Origin of the sequence: Brucella pituitosa (assembly GCF_003049685.1) — a bacterium.
In the GTDB taxonomy this organism is placed as follows: domain Bacteria; phylum Pseudomonadota; class Alphaproteobacteria; order Rhizobiales; family Rhizobiaceae; genus Brucella; species Brucella pituitosa.
Map to the genome: position 1 here is coordinate 861706 of NZ_PYSY02000002.1, position 21953 is coordinate 883658.

The following is a 21953-nucleotide window of genomic DNA, read 5'->3' on the forward strand; positions in this document are numbered from 1 at the left end:
GCATGGCGACTTTTGGAACAGACGCTGAGGGCCGGGGCAATCCGGCCCTTCCTTCGTGCAAATTATGGACTGGCATCCGCCGTCGCCCCCAGATCTATCCGTCAATAGATCAAACTCTCTCAACCGCAAGCCCATGCGAAGAGGAGGTTTGCACCTCAGCCGGGCTGGACGGCACGTACCCGCCCGGCCCTCTTTTCCCACGCGACAAGCACAAGGCTGGAGCAAACAATCAACACCGCACCGAATGCGACGTTTGAGGCCGGAACTTCTGCCCAAATCGCATAACCATAGAGGAATGCCCAGATAAGCCCGGTAAATTCAGTTGGTGCGAGCGCCGAGGCTGGTGCATAGCGGAAACCTTCATAAAGAAGATACTGCCCGACCGTTGCGACAAGACCAAGGCCAATCATCAGGATCCACGCTGACACGTCGGGTGTCTTCCACACCCATGGGAAGGAAACCGCGCAAGCGATACCAAACAACAGGCTCGTTGCCCACATCTGGGTCAGGGTTGTTTCAGTTCTGCTGACAAGGCGGATCAGGATGGTGCTCAAAGCCCAACAGAAACCGGCAATCACGCACATGATGGCGGGGATCAGGTTTGGCGAATGGGTTGGGTTGGCGGCGATGAGTACACCCACGAACCCGCCGAAACATGCCACCCAACGTCCAGCTCCGATCTTCTCTTTGAGAATGAAGATCGACAGGAACATCACCATAATCGGCGCTGAGAAGTAGAGCGTCGTCAGTTCCGCAAGGCCGAGATGGCGAGCCGCATTATAAAAGAGCAGCCAGGCAAGCAGCATCAAACCAGCCCGCAGAACAAGCGTATTGCGATATTTGCTTTTAAAGACGGACGGGTGGCCGAGGCGCCAGGCAAGGCTACCGGTGATGATCACAATGACGAGGCTTCGCATGAAAAGAATTTGCGGAACCGCATAATCGGCAACGAGCCATTTGACGATGGCATCTTGCAGAGCGAAGCAGGCATAACCTGCGGAGGCGAGTGCAATCCCGAAGATCGGCTTCGACTCAGCGTTTCCAGAATTCATGATGACCTCACAGTGAAGCGAAGCCGCTATAGCTCACGGCGAGCCACTTGAGAAGGCTTGTTCTGAGGTGCGTCAGGCACAGTCCATCTTGCAAAGGCATAACGCGAGGAGTAAGCAGTTCTCATTCAAACATGCAGCGAGATTATCCGGCAAACTTCAGCGATGGATTTGCGCGCGAGAACGCGTTGAACCAGTGGTCGGAGCACCCCTAGATTATGAATAAAAAAGCGGCTTTAGCCGTGGGCGGCAACGCTGTGCTGGCTGGTATTCTTTTGATGTTGCTCGGCGATTTCATGTTCGCTTTGAACGACGCCATGGGCAAATGGCTTGTAGCCAGTTTCTCGGTCGGTCAGGTTTTGTTGATCCGCTCATTCGGCGCATTCTTTGTGCTCGGCCCGATGTTGTCACGACAACCAGTCAGCGCATTGTTTCAGGTTGAGAAACCTTCGCTGCAACTGGCAAGAGTCGTTTTGGCAACGGCTGACACTGGCCTGTTCTACGCAGCGGTTACATTCCTTCCGCTCGCAGACGTCATGACCTTCTACATGGCCGGACCGATCTATGTGGCAGCCCTCTCCCATTTCCTGCTCGGTGAACGTATCGGTTGGCGACGCTGGCTGGCGGTCTTCATTGGCTTCATCGGTGTCATCATTGCATTGCGCCCGTCTTCGGCAATGCTCTCATGGCCGTCAGTGTTCGGCCTTCTGGGTAGCATTTCTTTCGCTATGACGCTTGTGCTTGGACGCGTGTTGCGTTCCACACCGGACGCGACGCTGGTAACCTGGCAGACTTTGGGCTGTCTCGTCGTTGGCGCGGTCCTTAGCATTGGACATTGGACGCCCTTTACCACAGGCGAGTTGCTGGCTTTGCTCCTGCTCGGAATCGTTGCTTGCCTTGCACATCTGCTGATTACCCGCGCACTCAAACTTGCGCCGGCATCTGTACTGGCACCCTTGCAATATACGCTGTTGCTATGGGCGATCATTTTCGGATGGATGTTCTTCAACGACTTGCCCGATCAGCAAACCCTCTTTGGAGCAGCCATCATCGTGCTGGCCGGACTGTTCATCTTCCACAGAGACAAGGTCAAAAAGGTCACGCCGCTGGTGCCAAATGATGCCAGCCACGGTTAAAGCATTTCCAGCAAAAAGTGCGAAGCGGTTTTGCGTAGGATAATGCACAAAAACAAGTAGTTGCAGCGGCTCCAACGATTCAGTCTTAACTGGAGCTGCTGTCAGTAGACCCATTTGTCAATTCGCAGCTGTATCAACCCGAACCACGACAGACATGCCGGGTGCCAGCAGATCGGCATCCGGTTGGCCGTCATCAATGGCTATACGCACTGACAATCGCTGGGTAATCTTGGTGAAATTACCGGTTGCATTGTCGGATTTGATAACGCTGAATTCCGAACCCGCTGCTGGCGCAAATGCCTCCAAGTGCCCCCTTAATTCGGCATGACGCAGCGCATCAACCGTAAAGGTCACAGGCTGGCCAACCTTCATGCCGTAAAGCTGGGTTTCCTTGAAATTTGCAATGATCCACTTGGTGTTGGGCACGAGCGAGACAAGCTGAGTGCCGGCCGTCACATACTGACCAAGACGAACACCAACTTCGCCCAGCTTGCCATCGCGCGGCGCAATGATCCTGGTGTTCTGAAGATCAATCTTCGCCAGCTCTACCGTGGCTTCCGCACTGGCAATATCCGCATTGAGGCTTTCACGATTAACAATTATGGATTGAAGGTCTTGTTTGGCGACAGCAAGAGTGGCCTCGGCTTCAGCAACTGTTGCCTGCGCCTGAAGCAGCGTGCCATGCGCAGTATCGGCCGAACTTTGTGTCGTTACACCACGGGGCAGCAAGGCTTCAACGCGCTTTGCATTGGCCTGCGCAACTTCCAAAGCAGCGTTAGCGCCTGAAATCTGTGCCTGCCGCGACTGGATTGTCGCTTCTGCAGAACGTTGGCTTTGTTCAGAATTGGCAAGGGCTGCTTTCTTCGTCGCGAGCGATGCCTCTGCCTGATCGAGCTTTTGCTGGTAGCTTCGGCTGTCGATCTCAAACAGAAGCTGTCCCTGCTTCACGACTTCATAGTCGTTCGCATCGACTTTGGTGACATAGCCCGCGACTTGTGGGCTGATGACTGTGACTTGCCCACGAACATAGGCATTATCCGTTGTCTCAACGCTGCGCTTGAATGGTGGCAATTGCCACGCCCACAGAACCATCAGCACGCCAGCAAGACCGATGATAAGCGCTAAGCCACCGCGAGTATATTGCTTCCCGACTGACATTCTCAACAGACCCTAAACTAACTTGCCGTTACTTCTGAGTGGCGGCGGATTTGCATATTTTCAAAAAGCCGATAAGCGATCAGGCATCCGAGCGAGACAATCGCAATGACAGAAATCGCTAGAAATGCATCATTGTAGGAAAGCACCGTTGCCTCGCGTGTGACCTGCTGTCCCAACAGGACCAGCCCTTCGGCCCTGGTCAGTCCCTGATCGGCGAGAACCTTTGAATAGCTGCCTGAAAGCGCCTGAACACGCTGCGCGACGACCGGATTGGACATCACAAGCTGTTCGACCAGATGAGCGGAGTGGTATTTCTCGCGGATCGAAATGAATGTGCTGAACACTGCCGAGCCGATCAGTCCTCCAATATTCTGCGTAAACAGGAAGATGACGATGAAGCTCGTCATGAATGTTGGCCCTTGCTTCATCGCTTTGGTGATGCCAGCCAGCATGGCGGGAGGCAAAAACAGAGCCCCACCAAAAGCAATCAATGCCTGACTGAGATAGGCGTTGTGTGGACGTGTCAGATTGGTCGCGTGACTATCCATGAACGCCCCCACAGCGATGAAGACCAGTGCCAATCCGAAGATGGTCGTGACACGTTCGATATTCATCCACATGCCACAGAACAGGCCTCCCGCAAGTGACGCGGCGAGGATGATGAGATAAAGCCCCTGACTTTGCCCATCCTGTAAGCCAAAAGCTTGAAACAGGCCCACCGCACCTGTCGTCTGTTCAGCAAGCACAATACGAAAGACAAACAGGATCAGCGTGAAGCGCAGAATTTCCGGTGAAAATAGCCAGTGAAGATTCATCAGCGGCTGTTCGCGGTTAATTTCAATCGCGGCAGCGCAGGCAAGTGCGGCGATGGAGATGGCGAGGCAAACGCCGATCCATGGCGCTTCGAACCACCAATAATTTTTGCCCTGAACAAGAATGACGGCCAGAAGGCCGAAGCCGATGGCGATCAATCCATAGGCCACAAAATCCAGCCAATGCAGAACTTTGGCACGCGGAACCTGTGTCATCGGCAACACATATACGACAGCAAAAGCCGCCAGCGACAGGCCTATTTCGACCATATAAAGCTGCTGCCATTGCCCGATATCAAACAGCATCGGCGAAATCACGCGCGCGAATGGCCCAGCAGCCGCTGAGCATGTGAGTGCGAGGCTTAGGCCCCAGGTCATCTTCTTTGCAGGCGGAAAAGCTTCCAGCATATAGAGAAAGCCGATGGTCGAAACGGGCGCTGCGGCAGCACCCGCAATGAAGCGGATCGGAATGGCCGACCAGATATCATAGACCAGCAAATGCAGTAACGATGACACGAGAAAGATTGCGATAGCAATTTCTGCAAAGCGACGAAGCCCAAATTGCGTGCGTATCTTGACCAGCAAAATGGTGAGACTTGCATAGGGCGCCATATAGGCCGCAATAAGCCACGAGGTTTCTGTCAGGGTTGCGCCCAGCGAACCTTGAATCTGCTGCGTATTGGCCGAGATGAAATACATGCTGAGGCCGCGCGTCGACCACATAAGAACAGACGCTGCGATATAAATTGCAGACATATAAACCGGCATATGCGGAACCGCAGGCGTAGGAACCTGCTGTTGGCTCGGCATTGTCGGTTTATCATCACCTCTCTCAGACATAGTGCATCACCTGTCTTTATCAGTGAGCGCCGTTTCAACGGTCTGGCTGATTTCCTGAAAGACAGTGAGCGCTGTTTCGAGGGCTTGCGGGGAGATCCTCTGCAATAATTCTGCACGGATGGCTTGCGTGATGGCCTGAAGCTGTTTGACCTGTGCCTGTGCTTCGTCCGTGAGCTCAATGCGCTTGGCGCGCCGATCCCCTTCTACAGCAGCACGATAGATAAGCCCCTGTTTTTCCAAACCATCGAGAAGCCGAACCACAGATGGATGCTCTATTTCAAGCGCATCTGCCAGTTCGCGCTGGTTCCAGTTTCTTTGCTCCGCAAGAAGCAGAAGCACGCGGGCTCGCGCAAGTGTCAGCCCCCGCTCGCGAACACGGGAGTCAAAAAGATTGCGCATTTTTCGGGCCGCAGTGGAAAGACCCATAGTGAATGCGGCTTCGAGCTCTTGCTTGGTCAGAGACATTGTGTAGCTATCTATAATATGAGTAGCTACATATATAACTCCCAATCAATCAATGATCAATACTGTTCTAATTTTCTGCGCGCTAATGAAAGAACCGTTCGGCCAATCTGATTATTTTTTACGCCTCGGGAATAAAATCGGCTTTCCGATTGTCTTACGTCATATCGCATGTCGCGATTGGAAATTTGTGTGAGGCAAACCATGAAAACCGCAACTTTTATGTCTGTTTTGGCAATTGCAACGGTAGCGGCATCTTCCGTGCTGGCGGCACCCGCAGTCAAGGCAATGGACACCTCCAAAGGACAGGTTCTGGCTGGTTCAAAAGATATGACGCTCTACACTTTTGACAAAGATAGCAAAGGCATGTCCAACTGCTATGATACTTGTGCAACCAATTGGCCGCCCTTCATGGCCGCAAAAGGTGCCAAGGCCTCTGGCGCATATACGCTTGCAAAGCGCAAGGATGGCAGCGAACAATGGGCGAAAGACGGAATGCCGCTTTATTACTTCATAAAGGACAAGAAAGCTGGCGATGTGACTGGAGACGGCGTTAATGGAGTCTGGCACGCCGCAAAGCCATGAGGCTGATTTGAGCCGTCCCGCTCCCGACAGTTTTGAGGGCCAGCTTCTGGCCCTCCTGCCGATCATGCGGCGCTATTCGCGCAGCCTTGCGAAATCGGACGCCGAGGGCGAGGATTTGCTGCAAGACTGCGTGACCAAAGCGCTATCCCGGCGCAACCAATGGCGTGGCCTCAATCTGCGTGGGTGGATACTCACGATCATGACCAATCTTTATCGCAACAGCTACAAAAGCAAAGCGCGCACCCAATACGAAACGCTGGACGCAGCCGAGAACATAAGCGCTGCCACTGCGGACGATGATCCATTCCAGTTGCAGCAGCTTGAAGTGGCAATCAACAGCCTGTCAGAAGATAATCGTGCCGTCTTGATGTTGATTGTTGTCGAGGGATACAGCTATGGCGAGACTGCGGGAATACTCAAAATCCCCGTTGGCACGGTCATGTCGCGCCTGTCACGTGCCCGGCAACGCCTTGGGGAACATATGAACGGCGCGAACGTGGTTACGCTTCGGAGAAACAAATGACAAACCGCAATTCTCCGATAAGTGAAGTCGAACTACATAGCTTCGTGGACGGTCAATTGTCCGATGAAGAAAGAACCCGTATAGCGGCCATCCTTGAGAACGATCCCGAACAGGCAGCACTGGCTGAGGAATGGCGCAAACAGAATGAGGGCATCAGGCAGTTATTTGGCGGTTATGCGCTCGAAAAAAATGGTGATGTTGGGCTGATCCGCTCGTCAACCAGGCAACGCGAACACAAGTATCGCTGGGCTGTCGCAGCGTCCATTCTGGCTGCGTTGGTGATTGGCGGCTTTGGTGGTTTTGCAGGCTCCCGCATTTATGACCAGCCCCGACAAACCGCAACTATTGACGCCCTGCCACAACAGGCCCAAGCCGCATATTTGATTTATGCCAGCGAAGTGCGTCACCCAGTTGAAGTTTTCTCAGAGGAAGAGGCCCATCTGGCAACATGGCTTGGAAAGCGGCTCAATATAGCTGACCTTAAAATCCCCGATCTCAGCACGTTTGGCTTCCAGCTCGTTGGTGGGCGTTTGCTTCCGGTTGATAATAAACCCGGTGCATTCTTCATGTATGAAGATACGGCCGGAAAGCGTCTTTCAGTCATCGTTGGGCGAAACCCGCAAAACCGTGACACGAGCTTTCGCTTTGCATCAAGTGATGGCGTTGAAACCTTCTATTGGATAGACGGCGAACTCGGCTATGCGGTGAGTGGTGAGATATCCCGCGACCAGCTTCGGCAGATCGCAGAGGAGTGTTATCGGCAGTTTCCTGGCTGAAGACATCGCCTAAAGAAGCATTACCAAATATGATGTGATTGCATCCGTCGGGCACCATTCTCAGCAAACAGCTTTGGATTGGTTAAACAATCTAGCCAAATCGATTGATCAGATCATGCTAATCCTGCAACGTCAGGGGGTATTGGGCACGACCTTCTGAATCCCGTCAAATGAGGATTATTCAATGACTGCGAATGCGCTTGTCTGGTTGCGCAACGATCTGCGCCTTGCCGACAATCCTGCCCTTCAAGCCGCTGTTAAACTGGACGGCAAGATCACAGCGCTTTATGTTCATGAAATCAATCCGCATTTGCGTGCGCCCGGCAGCGCTGTACTCTGGTGGCTGGAACAGAGCCTCAGTTCGCTTGAAAAAAGCCTCAATGAACGCAATGTCGAATTGCTTGTGGCACGCGGCGAAGCACTCGATATTATCGAGAAGCTGATTGAGGAAAACAGCTTCGATACTGTTTTCTGGAACCGTCGCTACGCTCCGCAGGAGCGGGATGTCGATGCTATCGTCAAATCCACATTGAAAGACAAGGGACTGACTGTGGAGTCCTTTACAGGCAATCTTCTGACTGAACCCTGGGAAATTAAAACCGGCAGCGGCGGTCCTTATCAGGTCTTTACACCCTATGCCAAAACTCTGCGCCAGCAGGGCGTTAACCGACCGCTATCCTCGTCTGACTGGAAAGCCGAACAATCGACCATCAAGCAAAAGCCCGCACGAGAGGCTTACAAGCAGCCGTTCTGGTCAAAAAAGATGAATGGTTTTTGGGAGATAGGCGAAGCGGCTGCCATCGATCAGTTATATCATTTCTTCGATGAGACTATTCGCAACTATGCTGGTGATCGTGATCGCCCGAATGTCGAAGGCACATCAAAACTTTCGCCGCATCTGCGCTTTGGTGAGATCAGTCCAAGGCAGGCATGGTATGCCACGCTTTCACTGATGGATGAGCATCCAAATACCCAGACCGGCGGTGAGAAGTTTCTCTCCGAACTGATCTGGCGCGATTTTCACTATCACCAGCTCTATTATCGTCCAGACATTGCCGAAAACGATATGCGCGACACTCTGGCCGACATTCAGTGGCAGAGCAATCCGCAAGCGTTTGAAGCCTGGAAAAAGGGCAATACCGGCGTTCCGATGATCGATGCCGGTATGCGTCAGCTCTGGGCTACAGGTTGGATGCACAACCGCGTGCGAATGCTGGTGGCATCGGTCTTGAGCAAAAATATGCAGATCGACTGGCGCGACGGCGAAAAATGGTTCTGGGATACACTGGTGGATGCAGATATCGCCAGCAATCCGGGGAGCTGGCAATGGGTAGCCGGTTGCGGCATGGACGCAGCCCCATATTTCCGCGTTTTCAATCCCGTATTGCAAGGCGACAAGTTCGATACCGGCGGCGGATATGTGCGCGAATGGGTGCCGGAAATCGCCGCATTACCGGATCGTTGGATCCATAAACCCTATGCCGCACCCGTGGACGTATTGCAAAAAGCGGGGATCGTTCTTGGCCAAACCTACCCGCTTCCCGTTTTCAAGGCACCCAAAGCGGGCAAATAAGCCCGCTTAAAATATCTGCATCAACTGACGCGCAGCGAGTTCGCTGCGCTTCAGATCCTTGTAGATATCGCGCTTGGCAGCATGAAACTCGCTGACCAGACCTTTCTGCGGCGCAATCGTTTCAGCAATGGCGCTCATGCTGGCAGCAATCTGAGCGAGGTCCGTTTTCTCGAAGGCGCTCGCACCAGCAATACCCGAACCAAGAAGAACCGGCTCGGCCGAAGACGGCAAGGCTACTTCCAGGCCTGTTGCATCGGCCAATATCCGGCGCATGAGCGGGCTGCGCGCAGCACCGCCACTGACGATTATCGTGCGGATCGGAATGTCTTTGGCTGTCAGTGCATCAAGAATATCCGCTGTGCCATATGCCAGTCCGCAAAGCCCCGCGACGAACAGACGAACCAGATTTTCACGCGATGCATCAAGCTTGATACCCGTTATTGTACCTGTCGCATCGGGATCGGCATCTGGCGCACGATTGCCCAGAAACTCCGGCACGACGTGAAATCCCTTTGCCAGAAGCGCCACCTTTGAAAGCTCGCCCGCGGCATTGATGGCAAGTTGCTCAAGGTAATCGAGGAGCGACAGGCCTTCGGCTGCGGCTTCCTTCTCAGCCTCTGCCTTATAGGGATGCATACCGACCAGATAGTCGGTCGCAGCACCAAATGCCGACTGCCCGCCTTCATTGAGCCAAAGGCCCGGCATCATGGCACCCCAGTAAGGGCCCCAGACACCATCCACAAAGGCTGGATTCTCCGTGACACTCATCGTGCAGGCGGAGGTGCCGATAATCAGTGCCAGCCTTGACCGCATATCGACGGCGCTGTTCTCATTCGCGCTTCCCGCGATTGTGCCAACACCACCCGCATGTGCATCGATAAGCGAAGCACCGACCGCCGTACCAGGAACAAGCCCCAGTTCTTTTGCGGCCTGTTCAGTCAGTCCCTGACCCAACGGGGTGGCGATATCGACAATGTCGGTTCCTATACGGGCAAAACCTTCATCGGCCAGAACACCAAGGCCGATGGTGCGGAAGTAATCTTCATCCCAGCGCTTTTCGTGACCAAGATAGGTCCATTTGCAAACCACAGTGCAAAGCGAGCGTGAATGGCTGCCGGTTGCGCGATAGGTCAGATAATCAGGCAAGTCGAAGAAGAGACCAGCGGCGTTGAAGGTTTCCGGGTTATTTTCCTTCAACCAAAGCAGCTTCGGCGTTTCCATTTCCGGCGAAATGCGCCCACCGACGTATTTCAGTACGGGATGGGCTGTCGCATTGATGCGTTCGGCTTGTTCGCGGGCACGATGATCCATCCAGACGATGATGTTTTGTTCTGCGTCTCCCGCTGGGCTCGCAGATAATGGGTTGCCATTCTTGTCGAGAATGACCAGCGAACAGGTCGCATCAAAGCCGATGCCTTTGACGGATTCCGGGGCAACTTTCGCCTGCTTCATTGCTGCAGCCACTGAGTTGCAAACGGCCTGCCAGATATCCTCCGAGGATTGCTCGACAATATCCGAACCCTGCTTCCACATGCGGATATTTTGCTTGGCACTCGCCAGCAGTTCTCCATCACGTGTAAACAGCCCTGCCCGCGCGCTACCCGTGCCGACATCAACACCCAGAAATACGTCCACCTTATGCCTCCCATGCAGGATCCTGCTTACTGAACTCAGTAAGCGTGAATCATCGTTGGTATAAAGCAGAATTTATCTCAGCGCTTCCAGTTCAGCGATACGGGCCGCACTGTCTTTTTCCAGAATACGTGTCATTTCACGAATGATTGTTTCTGCCAGCACGAAAAGTGCCGTCGATGAGTCCCATGCGGAAGGCACAGTGATGCGACCTGCTAACACATGACGCGCAACGCGCGCGATGGGCGAAAGCCACTGGTCGGTAATCAGGATAACTTCGACGCCCCGCCCCCGAGCTTTCTCAGCAAGCTTCAGCAGACTGTCCTGATAGCGGCGGATATCGAAGACGACCAGAACATCCCTTTTGCCCATATCCAGCAAACGATCCCGCCACACACTTTCCTGTCCGCCAAGATGAAACACATGTGGGCGAATAATCGACATATGCGCCGCCATATATTGCGCGATCGGATCGGTGAACCGTCCGCCAATCAGATAGACATTTCCCCTGGAATTGCTCAGTGCCGAAACCACCTGCCGCAACTGCTTCTCGCCTAAGTGGCGGAAGGTCTCGCGAATATTCTCCAGCGTATGTTCCACTGCCGGATATGCAGCATCCCTGCCCTTTTCGGGATGCTCGTTACGGTGATGCGGCGATTGAAGCTGAGCTGCAAGTTCGTCCTGCAACCGAGCCTGAAAATCGGGGTAATTCTGAAAGCCAAGGCGGTTGACGAACCGCAGGATCGTGGGCGAACTGACACCAGCCTGTGCAGAAAACTCAGCCACAGTTTTAAGCCCCAGCATGGGATAATTCGCGATCAACGTCTGTGCTGCACTGCGCTCACCAGCAGGCATCGTATCAATACGCTCATTTATCAGTTCCGCGACGCTCGTGCTCGTCATTGCGGTATTTTCCATTCTGGCAGCTCTTTTCAAATTCGGGCAAAATTGTGTTTGACAAATTATCATACGGCGTATCAAATAATCCGCAATAGCGCATAATTGTAAAAAACGTAACATAAGTTACAGCGCGGGGAACAAGCAGAATGACGGACGAGCGAGATAATCGCGCGGCTATTGGAGCTATGTCTTTTGAGCCGTATTTTGTCATAAACGAGGGAGGGAAAAGCCCCTATCTCTTCGTTTGCGAGCACGCATCCAATTTCATACCGGACAGCTTCGGCGGACTTGGGCTCGACGGAGAAGCTCTCAACGCGCATATCGCATGGGACCCCGGCGCGGTTGAAGTTGCGAGGCATTTAAGCGCCGCACTCGATGCTCCTCTTGTGGAAGCCGGCCTTTCGCGCCTGCTTATCGATTGCAACCGCCCCCTCGATGCGCGGGATCTTATTCCTGAAATCAGCGAAACAACGGTTGTTCCAGGCAACCACGAACTCGGCTCTGTGGAAAGAACCGCGCGGATTGATCTATCGCACAGACCGTTTCACCGCCGGATCGAAGAGGTCATCAATGCCCGCGCAACGCGCGGTCAGGCATCATGGGTGGTAACCATCCATTCGTTCACCCCGATCTATCGCGGTGTTTCGCGCCCCTGGCAAATTGGCATCATTCACGATCAGGACGACCGGATCGCAACGCCACTGATTGCTGCTTTAAAGCAGGATAAGAACCTTAATGTCGGGGTGAACGAGCCCTATTCACCCGCTGATCGGGTCTATTACACGCTGGAGCGTCATGCACGACCACGCAATACGCCGTGCGCGATGATTGAACTCCGCAACAATGAAATCACAAACAAAGACACGCAGAACGCCTGGGCCGCGCGGCTCGCAACAATCTTTACAGATATTGCGAAGACGCTGGACCCTCAACTTCAACTCACCAGACCGAAGGCCTGAAGGAGCGGGAAATGCCGAAGCCGATCAGACTATTCGTCAAATATGTTGATGCGCTGAATTATTATGTCGGGCGCTTTGCCATGTATCTCTTTTTCGTACTTGGCGCCTGCCTTCTCTATTCAACCTTTTCGCGCGTTGTACTGGGTGTGCCGGTGAACTGGGTACTGGAAATGTCCCAGTTCCTTCTCTCTGCCTATTATCTGCTGGGTGGAGCCTATGCCATGCAGCAGGGGGCGCATGTGCGTATGGATCTGTTCTTTGATCGCCTGAGCCCACGCAGGAAGGCGATCACCGATATGATCACCATTCTCTTCATCATCTTCTATCTGGGAGTGATGGTGATGGGTGGCATCTCATCCACCAATTACGCGATCGTCTATAGCCAGAAGAATTATACGGCCTGGGCACCGGTCTTGTGGCCGATCAAACTCATCATGACAGTGGGCATCTTCCTTCTGCTTCTTCAATGCGTCTCGAATTTCTTCAAGGACTGGGCCTCCTGGCGGGGGAAACCAATCGAAACCATTGCAGGCCCTGCGATTGAGGAAGGCCACCACATATGAGTTCCGAATTCATCACACTTTTCATGTTCGCCACGATGATGGTGCTGCTGATGACAGGTCAGCGCGTCTTCGGTGTGATCGGATTTGTGGGCACAATCGCAGCACTTCTGCTCTGGGGCAAGGGTTCCTTCGAGATGCCCTACAATGCCACATTCGCGGTGTTGAACTGGTATCCGCTCATAACTGTGCCGTTCTTTGTTTTCATGGGCTATATGCTCTCGGAATCCGGCATCGCCAGCAATCTCTACCGCATGTTCCATGTCTGGTTTGGAGGCATTCGCGGTGGCCTGGCCTTGGGAACCATTGGCCTGATGGTCATCATTTCCTGCATGAACGGATTGAGCGTCGCGGGCATGGCAATTGGTGCAACCGTCGCGCTGCCTGAACTTCTCAAGCGCGGCTATAACAAGGTTATGGTGACGGGCGTCATTCAGGCAGGCAGTTCGCTCGGCATTCTGATCCCACCAAGCGTCGTACTGGTGCTTTATGCCATGATTGCACGGCAACCGGTTTTACAGCTCTGGTTGGCGGGTATCGGGCCAGGTCTACTGATGGCTGCCCTCTTTTCTATCTATATTTATATACGCTGTCGCATAAATCCCGAGCTTGGGCCAACCTTGCCCAAGGAAGAACTCGAGCGGATTACATGGGGCGAACGGATCTCGTCGCTTCAGGTCGGGCTGCTTCCGCTTGTCATCTTTGGCACCATGATGGGGCTGTTTCTGACAGGCGTTACAAGCCTCGTTGAAAGCTCGGCTATTGGAGCACTGCTGGCAACTCTGGCAGCGTTGTTCACCAAACGTCTGACGAAAGTTGTTTGGGAAACCACAACGCGTAATACGCTGACGATTACCTGTATGTTCCTCTGGATCATTCTGGCTGCACTTTGCTTCTCGTCGGTCTATGACGGCCTTGGTGCAGTAAAGGCAATCGAGCGTCTCTTGCTTGGCACCTTTGATTTGTCCCCCTGGACAATTCTGGTCCTGATGCTTTTTTCCTTCATCATATTGGGCATGTTCCTTGATGACACCGCCATGCTGGTGATCGTAGCGCCTCTTTATATTCCGTTGGTGAAGAGCCTTGGTTTCAATCCAATTTGGTTTGGCATTCTCTACACCATCACCTGTCAGATCGCGTACATCACACCGCCATTCGGGTACAATCTCTTCATGATGCGGGCGTTGGCACCAAAAGAGGTCACGCTGATGGATATCTACCGATCCATCGTGCCATTCTTCTTCCTCATGGTGCTGACCATCATCATTCTGATGATCTTTCCGCAGATCGCGATGTGGCTGCCCAATTGGTATATGGGCAAATAACGGGTCTAATTACGAGGGTTCAGGGGGAACGCATAAGCATGAACGGTCAAAAGAGCCACTAATGGCCAAACCGTTAAAATAGCAGGGAACTTCAAACACTTAATGGGAGAATGGGCATGAGTGAGAATAACAAGCTTAACAAACGCGACTTTCTCAAAAAGGCCGGACTGACAACGGTGGGGGCCATTGGCGCCACCACACTTGCGACGCCTTATGTACGGGCTCAGAGCCCGATCAAATGGCGTCTGCAGACCTATGCGGGTCCGGCACTCGCAGAACATGTCATCAAGCCGTCTATCGACGCCTTCAACAAGGCTGCAAATGGCGAAATGGTGATCGAACTCTATACCGCCGACCAGCTCGTCCCGCAGGGCGAACTCTTCCGCGCTGTTCAGGCCGGTACAATCGATGCAGCGCAAAGTGACGATGACTCCATGGCCTCGCCAGTCGATGTCGCCGTATTCGGGGCCTATTTCCCGTTTGCGTCGCGCTATAGTCTCGACGTACCTGCACTCTTCAACTGGTACGGTCTCAATGAAATCTGGGAAGAAGCTTATAAGGAAATCCCGGGCGTCACATGGCTCAGCGCCGGTTCATGGGACCCTTGCAACTTTGTGACGACAAAGCCGATCCGCAGCGTTGCGGATCTTAAGGGCCTGCGCGTCTTCACCTTCCCCACCGGCGGTCGCTTCCTGACAAAATTCGGCGTCGTTCCGGTCACATTGCCATGGGAAGATATCGAAGTCGCCATCCAGACCGGCGAGCTTGATGGTGTTGCATGGTGCGGTGCGACGGAGGCATATACGGTTGGTTGGGCAGACATTAACAAATACTACCTCACCAACAACATCAATGGCGCTTGGGCCGGTTCCTATTTCGCGAATACTGAAAAATGGGAAGCCGTGCCGGACCATCTCAAGACGCTGTTCCGCCTTGCTATGGATTCATCGCACTACCATCGCCAGCATTGGTATTGGTGGGGTGAAGCGCATTATCGCACCACCGGCGGCAAGCTCGAACTCACCACCATTCCAGAATCTGAGTGGAAACAGATCGAAGACGCAGCCCTTGAGTTCTGGGACGACGTTGCCAAGCAGAGCGAACGCAATGCCAAGGTGGTCGCGATCCTGAAGAAATATCAGGAAACCATGCGCAATGCGGGCGCGCCTTATCGCTACAGCTAACAATTCAGGGCGTCGCGCAACAATGCGCGGCGCCCATGATTTTTTCCCGTGAGGAGCGAAGCATTAAATGGCCGAACAGTTGACTTTCGATACACTGAAAAAAGCCGTCGCAAATGACGAGATTGATACCGTGCTTGCATGTTTTGTTGACATGCAGGGGCGTCTGATTGGCAAACGCTTCTACGGACCATTCTTTGTGGAATCCGCCCACGATGAAACGCATGGCTGCAACTATCTTCTGGCTGACGACATCGATATGGAACCGGTGCCGGGTTATGAAGCTGCAAGCTGGGACAAGGGCTATGGCGATTTCGTCATAAAGCCCGATCTTTCAACGTTGCGCCTCGCACCATGGCTGGAAAAGACGGCAATTGTTCTCTGCGATGTGCTTGATCATCATGATCACGAAGACCTTGCGCATTCACCGCGCGGCATCCTGAAAAAGCAGCTGGCACGCCTGCATGAGCGTGGTTATCGCGCCTATTTCGCATCAGAACTGGAATTTTACCTCTTTGATGAGACTTACAAAACGGCGCGCGCCAAACACTGGCACGAGATGGAGACCGCCTCTCCCTATGTGCAGGATTATGTGATCCACCTGACCACCAAGGAAGAGCAGGTTCTGCGCGCCATGCGCAATCATCTTGGGGCTGCGGGTATTCCGGTTGAGAACTCCAAGGGCGAATGGGGCCCCGGACAACAGGAACTCAATGTTCGCTATGCCGAAGCGCTGGAAATGGCCGACCGCCATGTCATCATGAAAAATGCCATGAAGGAAATTGCAGAGGCACACGGCAAGTGCATCACTTTCATGGCTAAGTATGATTATTCCAGAGCTGGAAGTTCAAGCCACATCCACAATTCCATCTGGAGCGCCGACGGCAAGGAACCACTATTCTTCGATCCCAAAGCACCCAATACCATGACACCGCTGATGCGCTCCTGGGTGGCGGGGCAGCTCAAATATGCCGTCGATTACACCTATTTTCTGGCACCCTATATCAACTCCTATAAGCGCTTTCAGGCTGGTACATTCGCGCCGACGAAGATTATGTGGAGCCAGGACAACCGCACGGCAGGTTTTAGACTTTGCGGCGAAGGCACCAAAGGCATTCGTATCGAGTGCCGCATCGGCGGTGCTGATCTTAACCCCTATCTGGCTTTTGCCGCGCTTATTGCGGCAGGGCTTAAGGGCATCGACGAAAACCTCGAACTGGAAGATCCCTTCGTGGGTGACGCCTATAGCGCGGTCAAGCTCAAGGAAATTCCTTACACCTTACGCGAAGCAGCAGAGGCTCTCAAAAACTCGGCTTTCCTCAAGGAAGCGCTCGGAGAAAGCGTGGTCAATCACTATGTCCACACCGCTCATTGGGAGCAGATCGAATATGACCGCCGCGTTACCGATTGGGAACTACATCGCGGCTTTGAACGGTATTGACCTGCGGTCACGAAACAGACTGAAATACAGAATGACTTCATACAAAGGAACTGCCCGATGAGCGGCACAGCCAAGATCATCTCCCCAATTGATGGCTCGATTTATGCGGAGCGTCCTTATGCGAGTGACGCCGCGATCAACGCTGCAGTCACTGCAGCACGGCAGGCGCAGGTCAGTTGGGCCGCAACGAGCATCGCAGAACGGGCCAGCTATTGTCGTGCGGCATTAGACGCACTTGCTGCAATGCAGGAGGCAATCATTCCTGAAATTGCCTGGCAGATGGGCCGCCCAACGCGCTATGGCGGTGAAAATGGCGGCGTGCAGGAGCGCGGCCAATATATGATCGACATCGCCGAAGAAGCATTGAAACCTTATGTGCCTGCACAGAAGGATGGTTTCCGCCGTTATGTAAAGCACGTTCCGCTTGGCGTTGTTATGGTCATTGCGCCTTGGAATTATCCTTATCTCACTGCCGTCAACACCATCATCCCTGCATTGATGGCAGGCAATACCGTTCTTCTCAAACACGCCACACAGACATTGCTGACCGGCGAACGTTTTGCGCAGGCTTTTGAGAAGGCGGGGATTCCGAAAGGTGTCTTCCAGAATATTGTTCTGGATCACGCATCGACTGAGAAGCTGCTCGCATCCGGCAGCATCGACCATGTCAATTTCACCGGCTCCGTTGGTGGCGGACGCGCCATCGAGAAAGCTGCGGCAGGCACTTTCATGTCGCTTGGGCTGGAACTTGGCGGAAAAGATCCGGCTTACGTTTTGCCGGACGTCAACCTCGATCATGCCGTCGCCAATCTGGTCGATGGCGCGTTCTTCAATTCCGGCCAGTGCTGCTGCGGCATCGAACGTATTTATGTGCACGAGGCCGTTTATGACCGCTTCGTCGACGGCTTCATCGATCTCACAAAGCAATATGTCGTTGGTAATCCACTGGATAGCGCAACAACGCTTGGGCCGATGGCGCAGGCACGCTTTGCTGATCTCATTCGGGAGCAGAAGGCCGAAGCTTTGCGCAAAGGCGCTAAAGCCCATGTAAACATGACAGTCGGCAATGACGTTTCCGGTTCGCCTTATATTGCGCCGGAAGTGCTCACCCATGTCGATCATCAGATGAGTGTCATGCGTGAAGAAAGCTTCGGCCCCATTGTTGGCATCATGAAAGTGCGCAATGATGAGGAAGCGCTCGCACTGATGAATGACAGTATTTATGGCCTCACCGCTTCACTCTGGACAACCGATACCGATCACGCGGCAGCACTCGGCGACCGTATTGAAACCGGCACTGTATTCATGAACCGTTGCGATTATCTCGACCCCGCACTTGTGTGGACCGGTGTGAAGGATACCGGCAAAGGCGCTGCCCTTTCACCCATTGGTTACGGCAATCTCACGCGGCCAAAATCCTTCCATCTGCGTGAAAAACTCTGACCAATTTGTCTGACGTATTTACCTCACGCAAAACCGCATCACACTTTTGCTGGAAATGCTTTTAATATCTGGAAAGCGATCGACATGACCACTTTGACTGCCAAATGGAATTTTCCGACCACCGTACTTTTCGGGCCGGGCCGTATCAAGGAACTGCCCACTGTCCTGAAAGCAGCGGGTATTGAACGCCCACTCTTTGTTACAGATCCCGGCCTTGCAAAGTTACCAGTCGTCGCTTCCACACTCGCCATTCTTGATGCGGCTGGCGTCAAATATGCGGTTTTTTCCGATGTGAAGCCGAACCCGGTCGAAAGCAATCTTTATGCTGGCGTCAAGGTTTTCAACGAAGGCAAGCATGATGGTGTGATTGCATTTGGCGGAGGTTCGGCGCTTGATCTTGGCAAGCTTATCGCATTTCAGGCAGGCCAGACCCGCGATGTCTGGGATTTTGAAGACATTGGGGACTGGTGGACACGCGCTGACAGCAACGCAATTGCACCGATCATTGCTGTGCCAACAACCGCTGGAACGGGCTCGGACGTTGGTCGCGCTGGCGTTCTGACCAACGAAGCAACGCACACCAAGAAGGTCATTTTCCATCCGAAAATGCTGCCTGTGACCGTCATTGCCGATCCGGAACTCTCAACCGGCATGCCGCCCTTCATCACGGTCGGCACCGGCATGGATGCGCTGGCACATTGTCTGGAAGCTTATTGCGCACCGGGCTTTCATCCGATGGCTGACGGCATTGCTGTTGAAGGCATCCGTCTTGTGTTTGAAAATCTTCCAAAAGCCTATGCCAATGGCGCGGATATCGAAGCACGTGCCAATCTGATGGCTGCGGCCTCCATGGGGGCGACGGCTTTCCAAAAGGGGCTTGGCGCAATCCATTCCCTCTCCCACCCCATCGGCGCGCTTTACGACACACATCATGGTATGACCAATGCCGTCTTCATGCCCTATGTGCTCAAACACAACCGCGCGGCTATCGAAAAGCGCATTGAACGCCTTGCCGATTATCTTGGCATCAAAGGTGGCTTCGACGGCTTTGTCGATGCCATCATGAAGCTGCGCAAAGACCTCGGGGTACCCAATACTTTGCCGGAATTCGTCAAAGGGCTCGAAATGGATGCAGCGCGCAAAGACTTGATCGCCGAAATGGCTATTGTCGATCCAACTGCTGGCGGCAACCCGATTGAGCTTACAAAACAGGGTGCGCTTGATCTGCTGAATGCAGCCCAGACTGGAAAACTCTGACCGGAATCCGGTCAGAGCATTTTCAAATTTATAGCATTTCCAGCAAAAGTGCGAAGCGCCTCCGCAGGGAAATCAGTTCGCCGGACTGATTTCTTTTCCTGCTGCGATGCGTCGGATAATGCGTAAAAACAAACAGTTACAGCGGCTCCAACGATTCAGTCTTAACTGGAACCGCTGTAAGCGTAGTTGCGAATTCGCGGCTACGCTTTTTGTTCGACCAGATCGCGTCGTTCCCTGGCTTCCGCATCAAGCTTTTGCGCTTTCTCAACAGAGAGCACAGATACCGTTGTGATCAGGCAATAAAGCGCAGTAATCACGGCAACTGGCCAGGCGGAATCGTACCAGCTCACCAAAGCTGTTGCGAGCAGCGGCAGCGGGCCAACAAAGAGCGCACCAGTCACTTCTCGTGCAAAAGCAATCGCACTGTAGCGAACTTCTGTTGGGAAAATGTCGCAATAAAACGATGGCTGAACGCCGAACGAAGAACGCGCGCCAATCGCATGGCCGATGATAATCAGCACCACTGCAGTCCAAGGCGTGCCGGCACCCAGAAGCTGGAAATAGACCAGCGAGTAGATTGCGGCAGCAGCAGACCCCATAGCCATGATCGGCACGCGACCAACGCGGTCAGACAGAGCGCCAAATACCACGCACATAACTGCACCGAACGCACTTGAAAGCATCACACCAATAAGGATGATTTCCCGCGGGAAACCGAGCTTCGATGTCGCATAGGCCAATGTGAATGTCTGAAACACATAGGACAGGTTTGGCGCGAAATTTGCACCCATTGCCGCAAGCATTGTTCTTGGATGATCCCGAAGCACTTCGAGCACCGGCAGTTTCGCGTCGCGACGCTCTTCCTTTACCTGCAAAAACTCAGGCGATTCAGGCACTTTCTGGCGAATATAGATGCCGAGGAACAGCACCAGGCCGCTTAACAGGAACGGTACGCGCCAGCCCCAACTCATGAAGGCTTCTTCCGGCAGAAGCGTGAAAAGCGCAAAGACGCCTGCTGCAAGAATTGTCGCCACATCAACAGCTGCGGCAGGAAGACTTGCAAAGAAGCCACGGCGATTACCAGCAATCTCACCCGCCATGACCACAGCGCCCGCATATTCTGCACCAGCACCAAGCCCCTGAACGACGCGAAGAACCAGCAACAGGATCGGTGCCCAGATACCGATTGAATCATAAGTCGGCAGACAACCGATCAATGTGGTGCTGATCCCCATCATCAGAAGGGTAAGCATCAGCACAGGCTTGCGTCCGATGCGGTCGCCCATCCAGCCAAAGACGATGCCGCCCAGCGGACGCACCAGAAAACCGACCGTATAGGTCGCAAAAGACGCAATGATACCGGTTGTCGGATCAAATTGCGGAAAGAACAGATGGTTGAAGATCAGCGCTGCAGCCGTTGCGTAAAGAATGAAGTCATACCATTCAATGACGGTGCCGATGGTGCTGGCAAAAATCGTACTGCCAAGCGCCTTCTGCTTGCTCATAGTTTCGGTTGTCAAAATCCCTCTCCCTCGATTTGACGTATATAAAGCCCCCCGGCCTTTGTTAGCGCCGCTTGAAAACCGGCGCTCTTTTCTCTTTGAACGCCGCTCGCCCCTCCTGCGCATCAGCAGTTGCAAAGCAGATCGTTTGCAGGTCGCGCTCATATTCGATGGCTTTTTCAAGCGGCATCGAGACAGCAGCCTTGAGGTTGAGCTTCGCGGTTTCGGCAGCAATCGGTGCGCGCGATGCGATCACACTCGCGATTTCGCGCGCCCGCGTGAGCAGATCGGCCTGCGGCACGACTTCACTCACTAGCCCCCATCGTTCCGCCTTCTCGGCTGAAATTGGGTCGCCTGTCATAATCATCAATGCTGCATTAGATGCGCCGATGGAGTGCGCCAGATGAGCGGCCATACCACCGCCACCGATCCAGCCAAGCTTGATCTCCGGTGCTGCAAACTGCGCATTATCCGAAGCAATGCGGATATCGCAGGACATCGCCGTTTCCAGCCCACCGCCAAAAGCATAGCCATTGACCGCTGCAATCGACGGTTTGAGAAGCGCGCGGAATGCATCGCAGTAATCCGGGCGATTGCGGAACTGCCACGGCGTCTCATAGGTATCGAGTTCGCGAATATCCGAGCCCGCACAAAATGCGCGCTCTCCCGCACCCGTCAGAATAACGCAACGAATGGTGTTGCTGTCGTTGCATTCAGTAACGGCGGCCACAATCGCATCTGCCATTTCTGGCGTAACGGCGTTGAGTTTTTGCGGACGGTTCAAGGTGATGATGGCAACAGCACCATCCACTTCAAATTTAACGTCTTGGGTCATAGCA

20 protein-coding genes are annotated in these 21953 nt (G+C 53.6%); 12 read left to right on the plus strand and 8 right to left on the minus strand.

Translation table 11 applies throughout. The features are described 5' to 3' along the window. Positions 1-155 precede the first annotated feature (155 nt). Positions 156-1052, minus strand: coding sequence for a DMT family transporter (locus C9380_RS16440; RefSeq protein WP_128094056.1), 897 nt, complete (start codon positions 1050-1052; stop codon positions 156-158). A gap of 215 nt (positions 1053-1267) precedes the next feature. On the opposite strand from C9380_RS16440, the gene C9380_RS16445 reads away from it, so the two are divergent. Continuing rightward, complete coding sequence (locus C9380_RS16445; RefSeq protein WP_024900212.1) at positions 1268-2185, plus strand: DMT family transporter; 918 nt, start codon at positions 1268-1270, stop codon at positions 2183-2185. Between the two features lie 117 nt (positions 2186-2302). Here the strand turns inward: C9380_RS16445 and C9380_RS16450 are convergent, their stop codons facing one another. Genes C9380_RS16450 through C9380_RS16460 form a run of 3 tightly spaced genes read right to left on the minus strand, consistent with a single transcriptional unit; the run spans position 2303 to position 5460 of the window. Beyond that, a complete protein-coding gene (locus tag C9380_RS16450) occupies positions 2303-3343 on the minus strand; it encodes an HlyD family secretion protein (protein WP_128094057.1) in 1041 nt (346 codons plus the stop codon). Positions 3344-3360: 17 nt separating this feature from the next. After that, positions 3361-4995: an MFS transporter gene (locus tag C9380_RS16455; protein ID WP_105707578.1), complete on the minus strand. Its 1635-nt coding sequence runs from the start codon at positions 4993-4995 to the stop codon at positions 3361-3363. Between the two features lie 6 nt (positions 4996-5001). Then, positions 5002-5460, minus strand: coding sequence for a MarR family winged helix-turn-helix transcriptional regulator (locus C9380_RS16460; RefSeq protein ID WP_036568653.1), 459 nt, complete (start codon positions 5458-5460; stop codon positions 5002-5004). A gap of 201 nt (positions 5461-5661) precedes the next feature. Between C9380_RS16460 and C9380_RS16465 the strand changes: the two genes are divergently transcribed. The 4 genes from C9380_RS16465 (at position 5662) to C9380_RS16480 (ending at position 8914) form a co-directional block, all read left to right on the plus strand. Further along, positions 5662-6042 carry a COG4315 family predicted lipoprotein gene (locus C9380_RS16465; RefSeq protein WP_024900208.1) on the plus strand — a complete coding sequence of 127 codons (381 nt, stop codon included), beginning with the start codon at positions 5662-5664 and terminating at the stop codon, positions 6040-6042. Next, complete coding sequence (locus tag C9380_RS16470) at positions 6014-6565, plus strand: RNA polymerase sigma factor (protein ID WP_100557237.1); 552 nt, start codon at positions 6014-6016, stop codon at positions 6563-6565. Before C9380_RS16465 ends, C9380_RS16470 begins: the two co-directional genes overlap by 29 nt. Then, positions 6562-7341, plus strand: a complete 780-nt coding sequence (locus tag C9380_RS16475; protein ID WP_111786349.1) for an anti-sigma factor family protein — start codon at positions 6562-6564, stop codon at positions 7339-7341. Before C9380_RS16470 ends, C9380_RS16475 begins: the two co-directional genes overlap by 4 nt. A 184-nt stretch (positions 7342-7525) precedes the next feature. Continuing rightward, complete coding sequence (locus tag C9380_RS16480; protein WP_128094058.1) at positions 7526-8914, plus strand: cryptochrome/photolyase family protein; 1389 nt, start codon at positions 7526-7528, stop codon at positions 8912-8914. A gap of 6 nt (positions 8915-8920) precedes the next feature. Here C9380_RS16480 and C9380_RS16485 read toward each other — a convergent pair whose 3' ends face one another. Further along, a complete protein-coding gene (locus tag C9380_RS16485) occupies positions 8921-10549 on the minus strand; it encodes an FGGY-family carbohydrate kinase (protein ID WP_128094059.1) in 1629 nt (542 codons plus the stop codon). A 72-nt stretch (positions 10550-10621) separates the two neighbouring features. Next, positions 10622-11464, minus strand: coding sequence for a MurR/RpiR family transcriptional regulator (locus C9380_RS16490; RefSeq protein WP_128094060.1), 843 nt, complete (start codon positions 11462-11464; stop codon positions 10622-10624). A 128-nt stretch (positions 11465-11592) separates the two neighbouring features. Here C9380_RS16490 and C9380_RS16495 point away from each other — a divergent pair, with 128 nt between their 5' ends. The 7 genes from C9380_RS16495 to C9380_RS16525 all read left to right on the plus strand — a co-directional run bounded on the left by C9380_RS16495 (position 11593) and on the right by C9380_RS16525 (position 19612). Beyond that, on the plus strand, positions 11593-12405 hold the full coding sequence (locus C9380_RS16495) for an N-formylglutamate amidohydrolase (protein ID WP_128094061.1): 813 nt from the start codon (positions 11593-11595) through the stop codon (positions 12403-12405). 11 nt (positions 12406-12416) lie between these two features. After that, positions 12417-12968: a TRAP transporter small permease subunit gene (locus C9380_RS16500; protein WP_024900181.1), complete on the plus strand. Its 552-nt coding sequence runs from the start codon at positions 12417-12419 to the stop codon at positions 12966-12968. Then, positions 12965-14290: a TRAP transporter large permease gene (locus C9380_RS16505; protein ID WP_024900180.1), complete on the plus strand. Its 1326-nt coding sequence runs from the start codon at positions 12965-12967 to the stop codon at positions 14288-14290. The genes C9380_RS16500 and C9380_RS16505 overlap by 4 nt, the downstream gene beginning before the upstream one ends. A gap of 116 nt (positions 14291-14406) precedes the next feature. Further along, the gene (locus C9380_RS16510) at positions 14407-15474 is read left to right on the plus strand and encodes a TRAP transporter substrate-binding protein (protein ID WP_024900179.1); all 1068 of its coding nucleotides are present in this window, start codon (positions 14407-14409) and stop codon (positions 15472-15474) included. A 67-nt stretch (positions 15475-15541) separates the two neighbouring features. Further along, the gene (locus C9380_RS16515; RefSeq protein ID WP_024900178.1) at positions 15542-16912 is read left to right on the plus strand and encodes a glutamine synthetase family protein; all 1371 of its coding nucleotides are present in this window, start codon (positions 15542-15544) and stop codon (positions 16910-16912) included. Between the two features lie 57 nt (positions 16913-16969). Beyond that, the gene (locus tag C9380_RS16520; protein ID WP_128094062.1) at positions 16970-18355 is read left to right on the plus strand and encodes an aldehyde dehydrogenase family protein; all 1386 of its coding nucleotides are present in this window, start codon (positions 16970-16972) and stop codon (positions 18353-18355) included. Positions 18356-18439: 84 nt separating this feature from the next. Further along, a complete protein-coding gene (locus C9380_RS16525; protein WP_128094063.1) occupies positions 18440-19612 on the plus strand; it encodes an iron-containing alcohol dehydrogenase in 1173 nt (390 codons plus the stop codon). Positions 19613-19812: 200 nt separating this feature from the next. Here the strand turns inward: C9380_RS16525 and C9380_RS16530 are convergent, their stop codons facing one another. Both C9380_RS16530 and C9380_RS16535 read right to left on the minus strand, forming a co-directional pair. Further along, the gene (locus C9380_RS16530; protein WP_164844677.1) at positions 19813-21132 is read right to left on the minus strand and encodes an MFS transporter; all 1320 of its coding nucleotides are present in this window, start codon (positions 21130-21132) and stop codon (positions 19813-19815) included. A 46-nt stretch (positions 21133-21178) separates the two neighbouring features. Then, complete coding sequence (locus tag C9380_RS16535; RefSeq protein ID WP_128094065.1) at positions 21179-21949, minus strand: enoyl-CoA hydratase/isomerase family protein; 771 nt, start codon at positions 21947-21949, stop codon at positions 21179-21181. Positions 21950-21953: the final 4 nt, after the last annotated feature.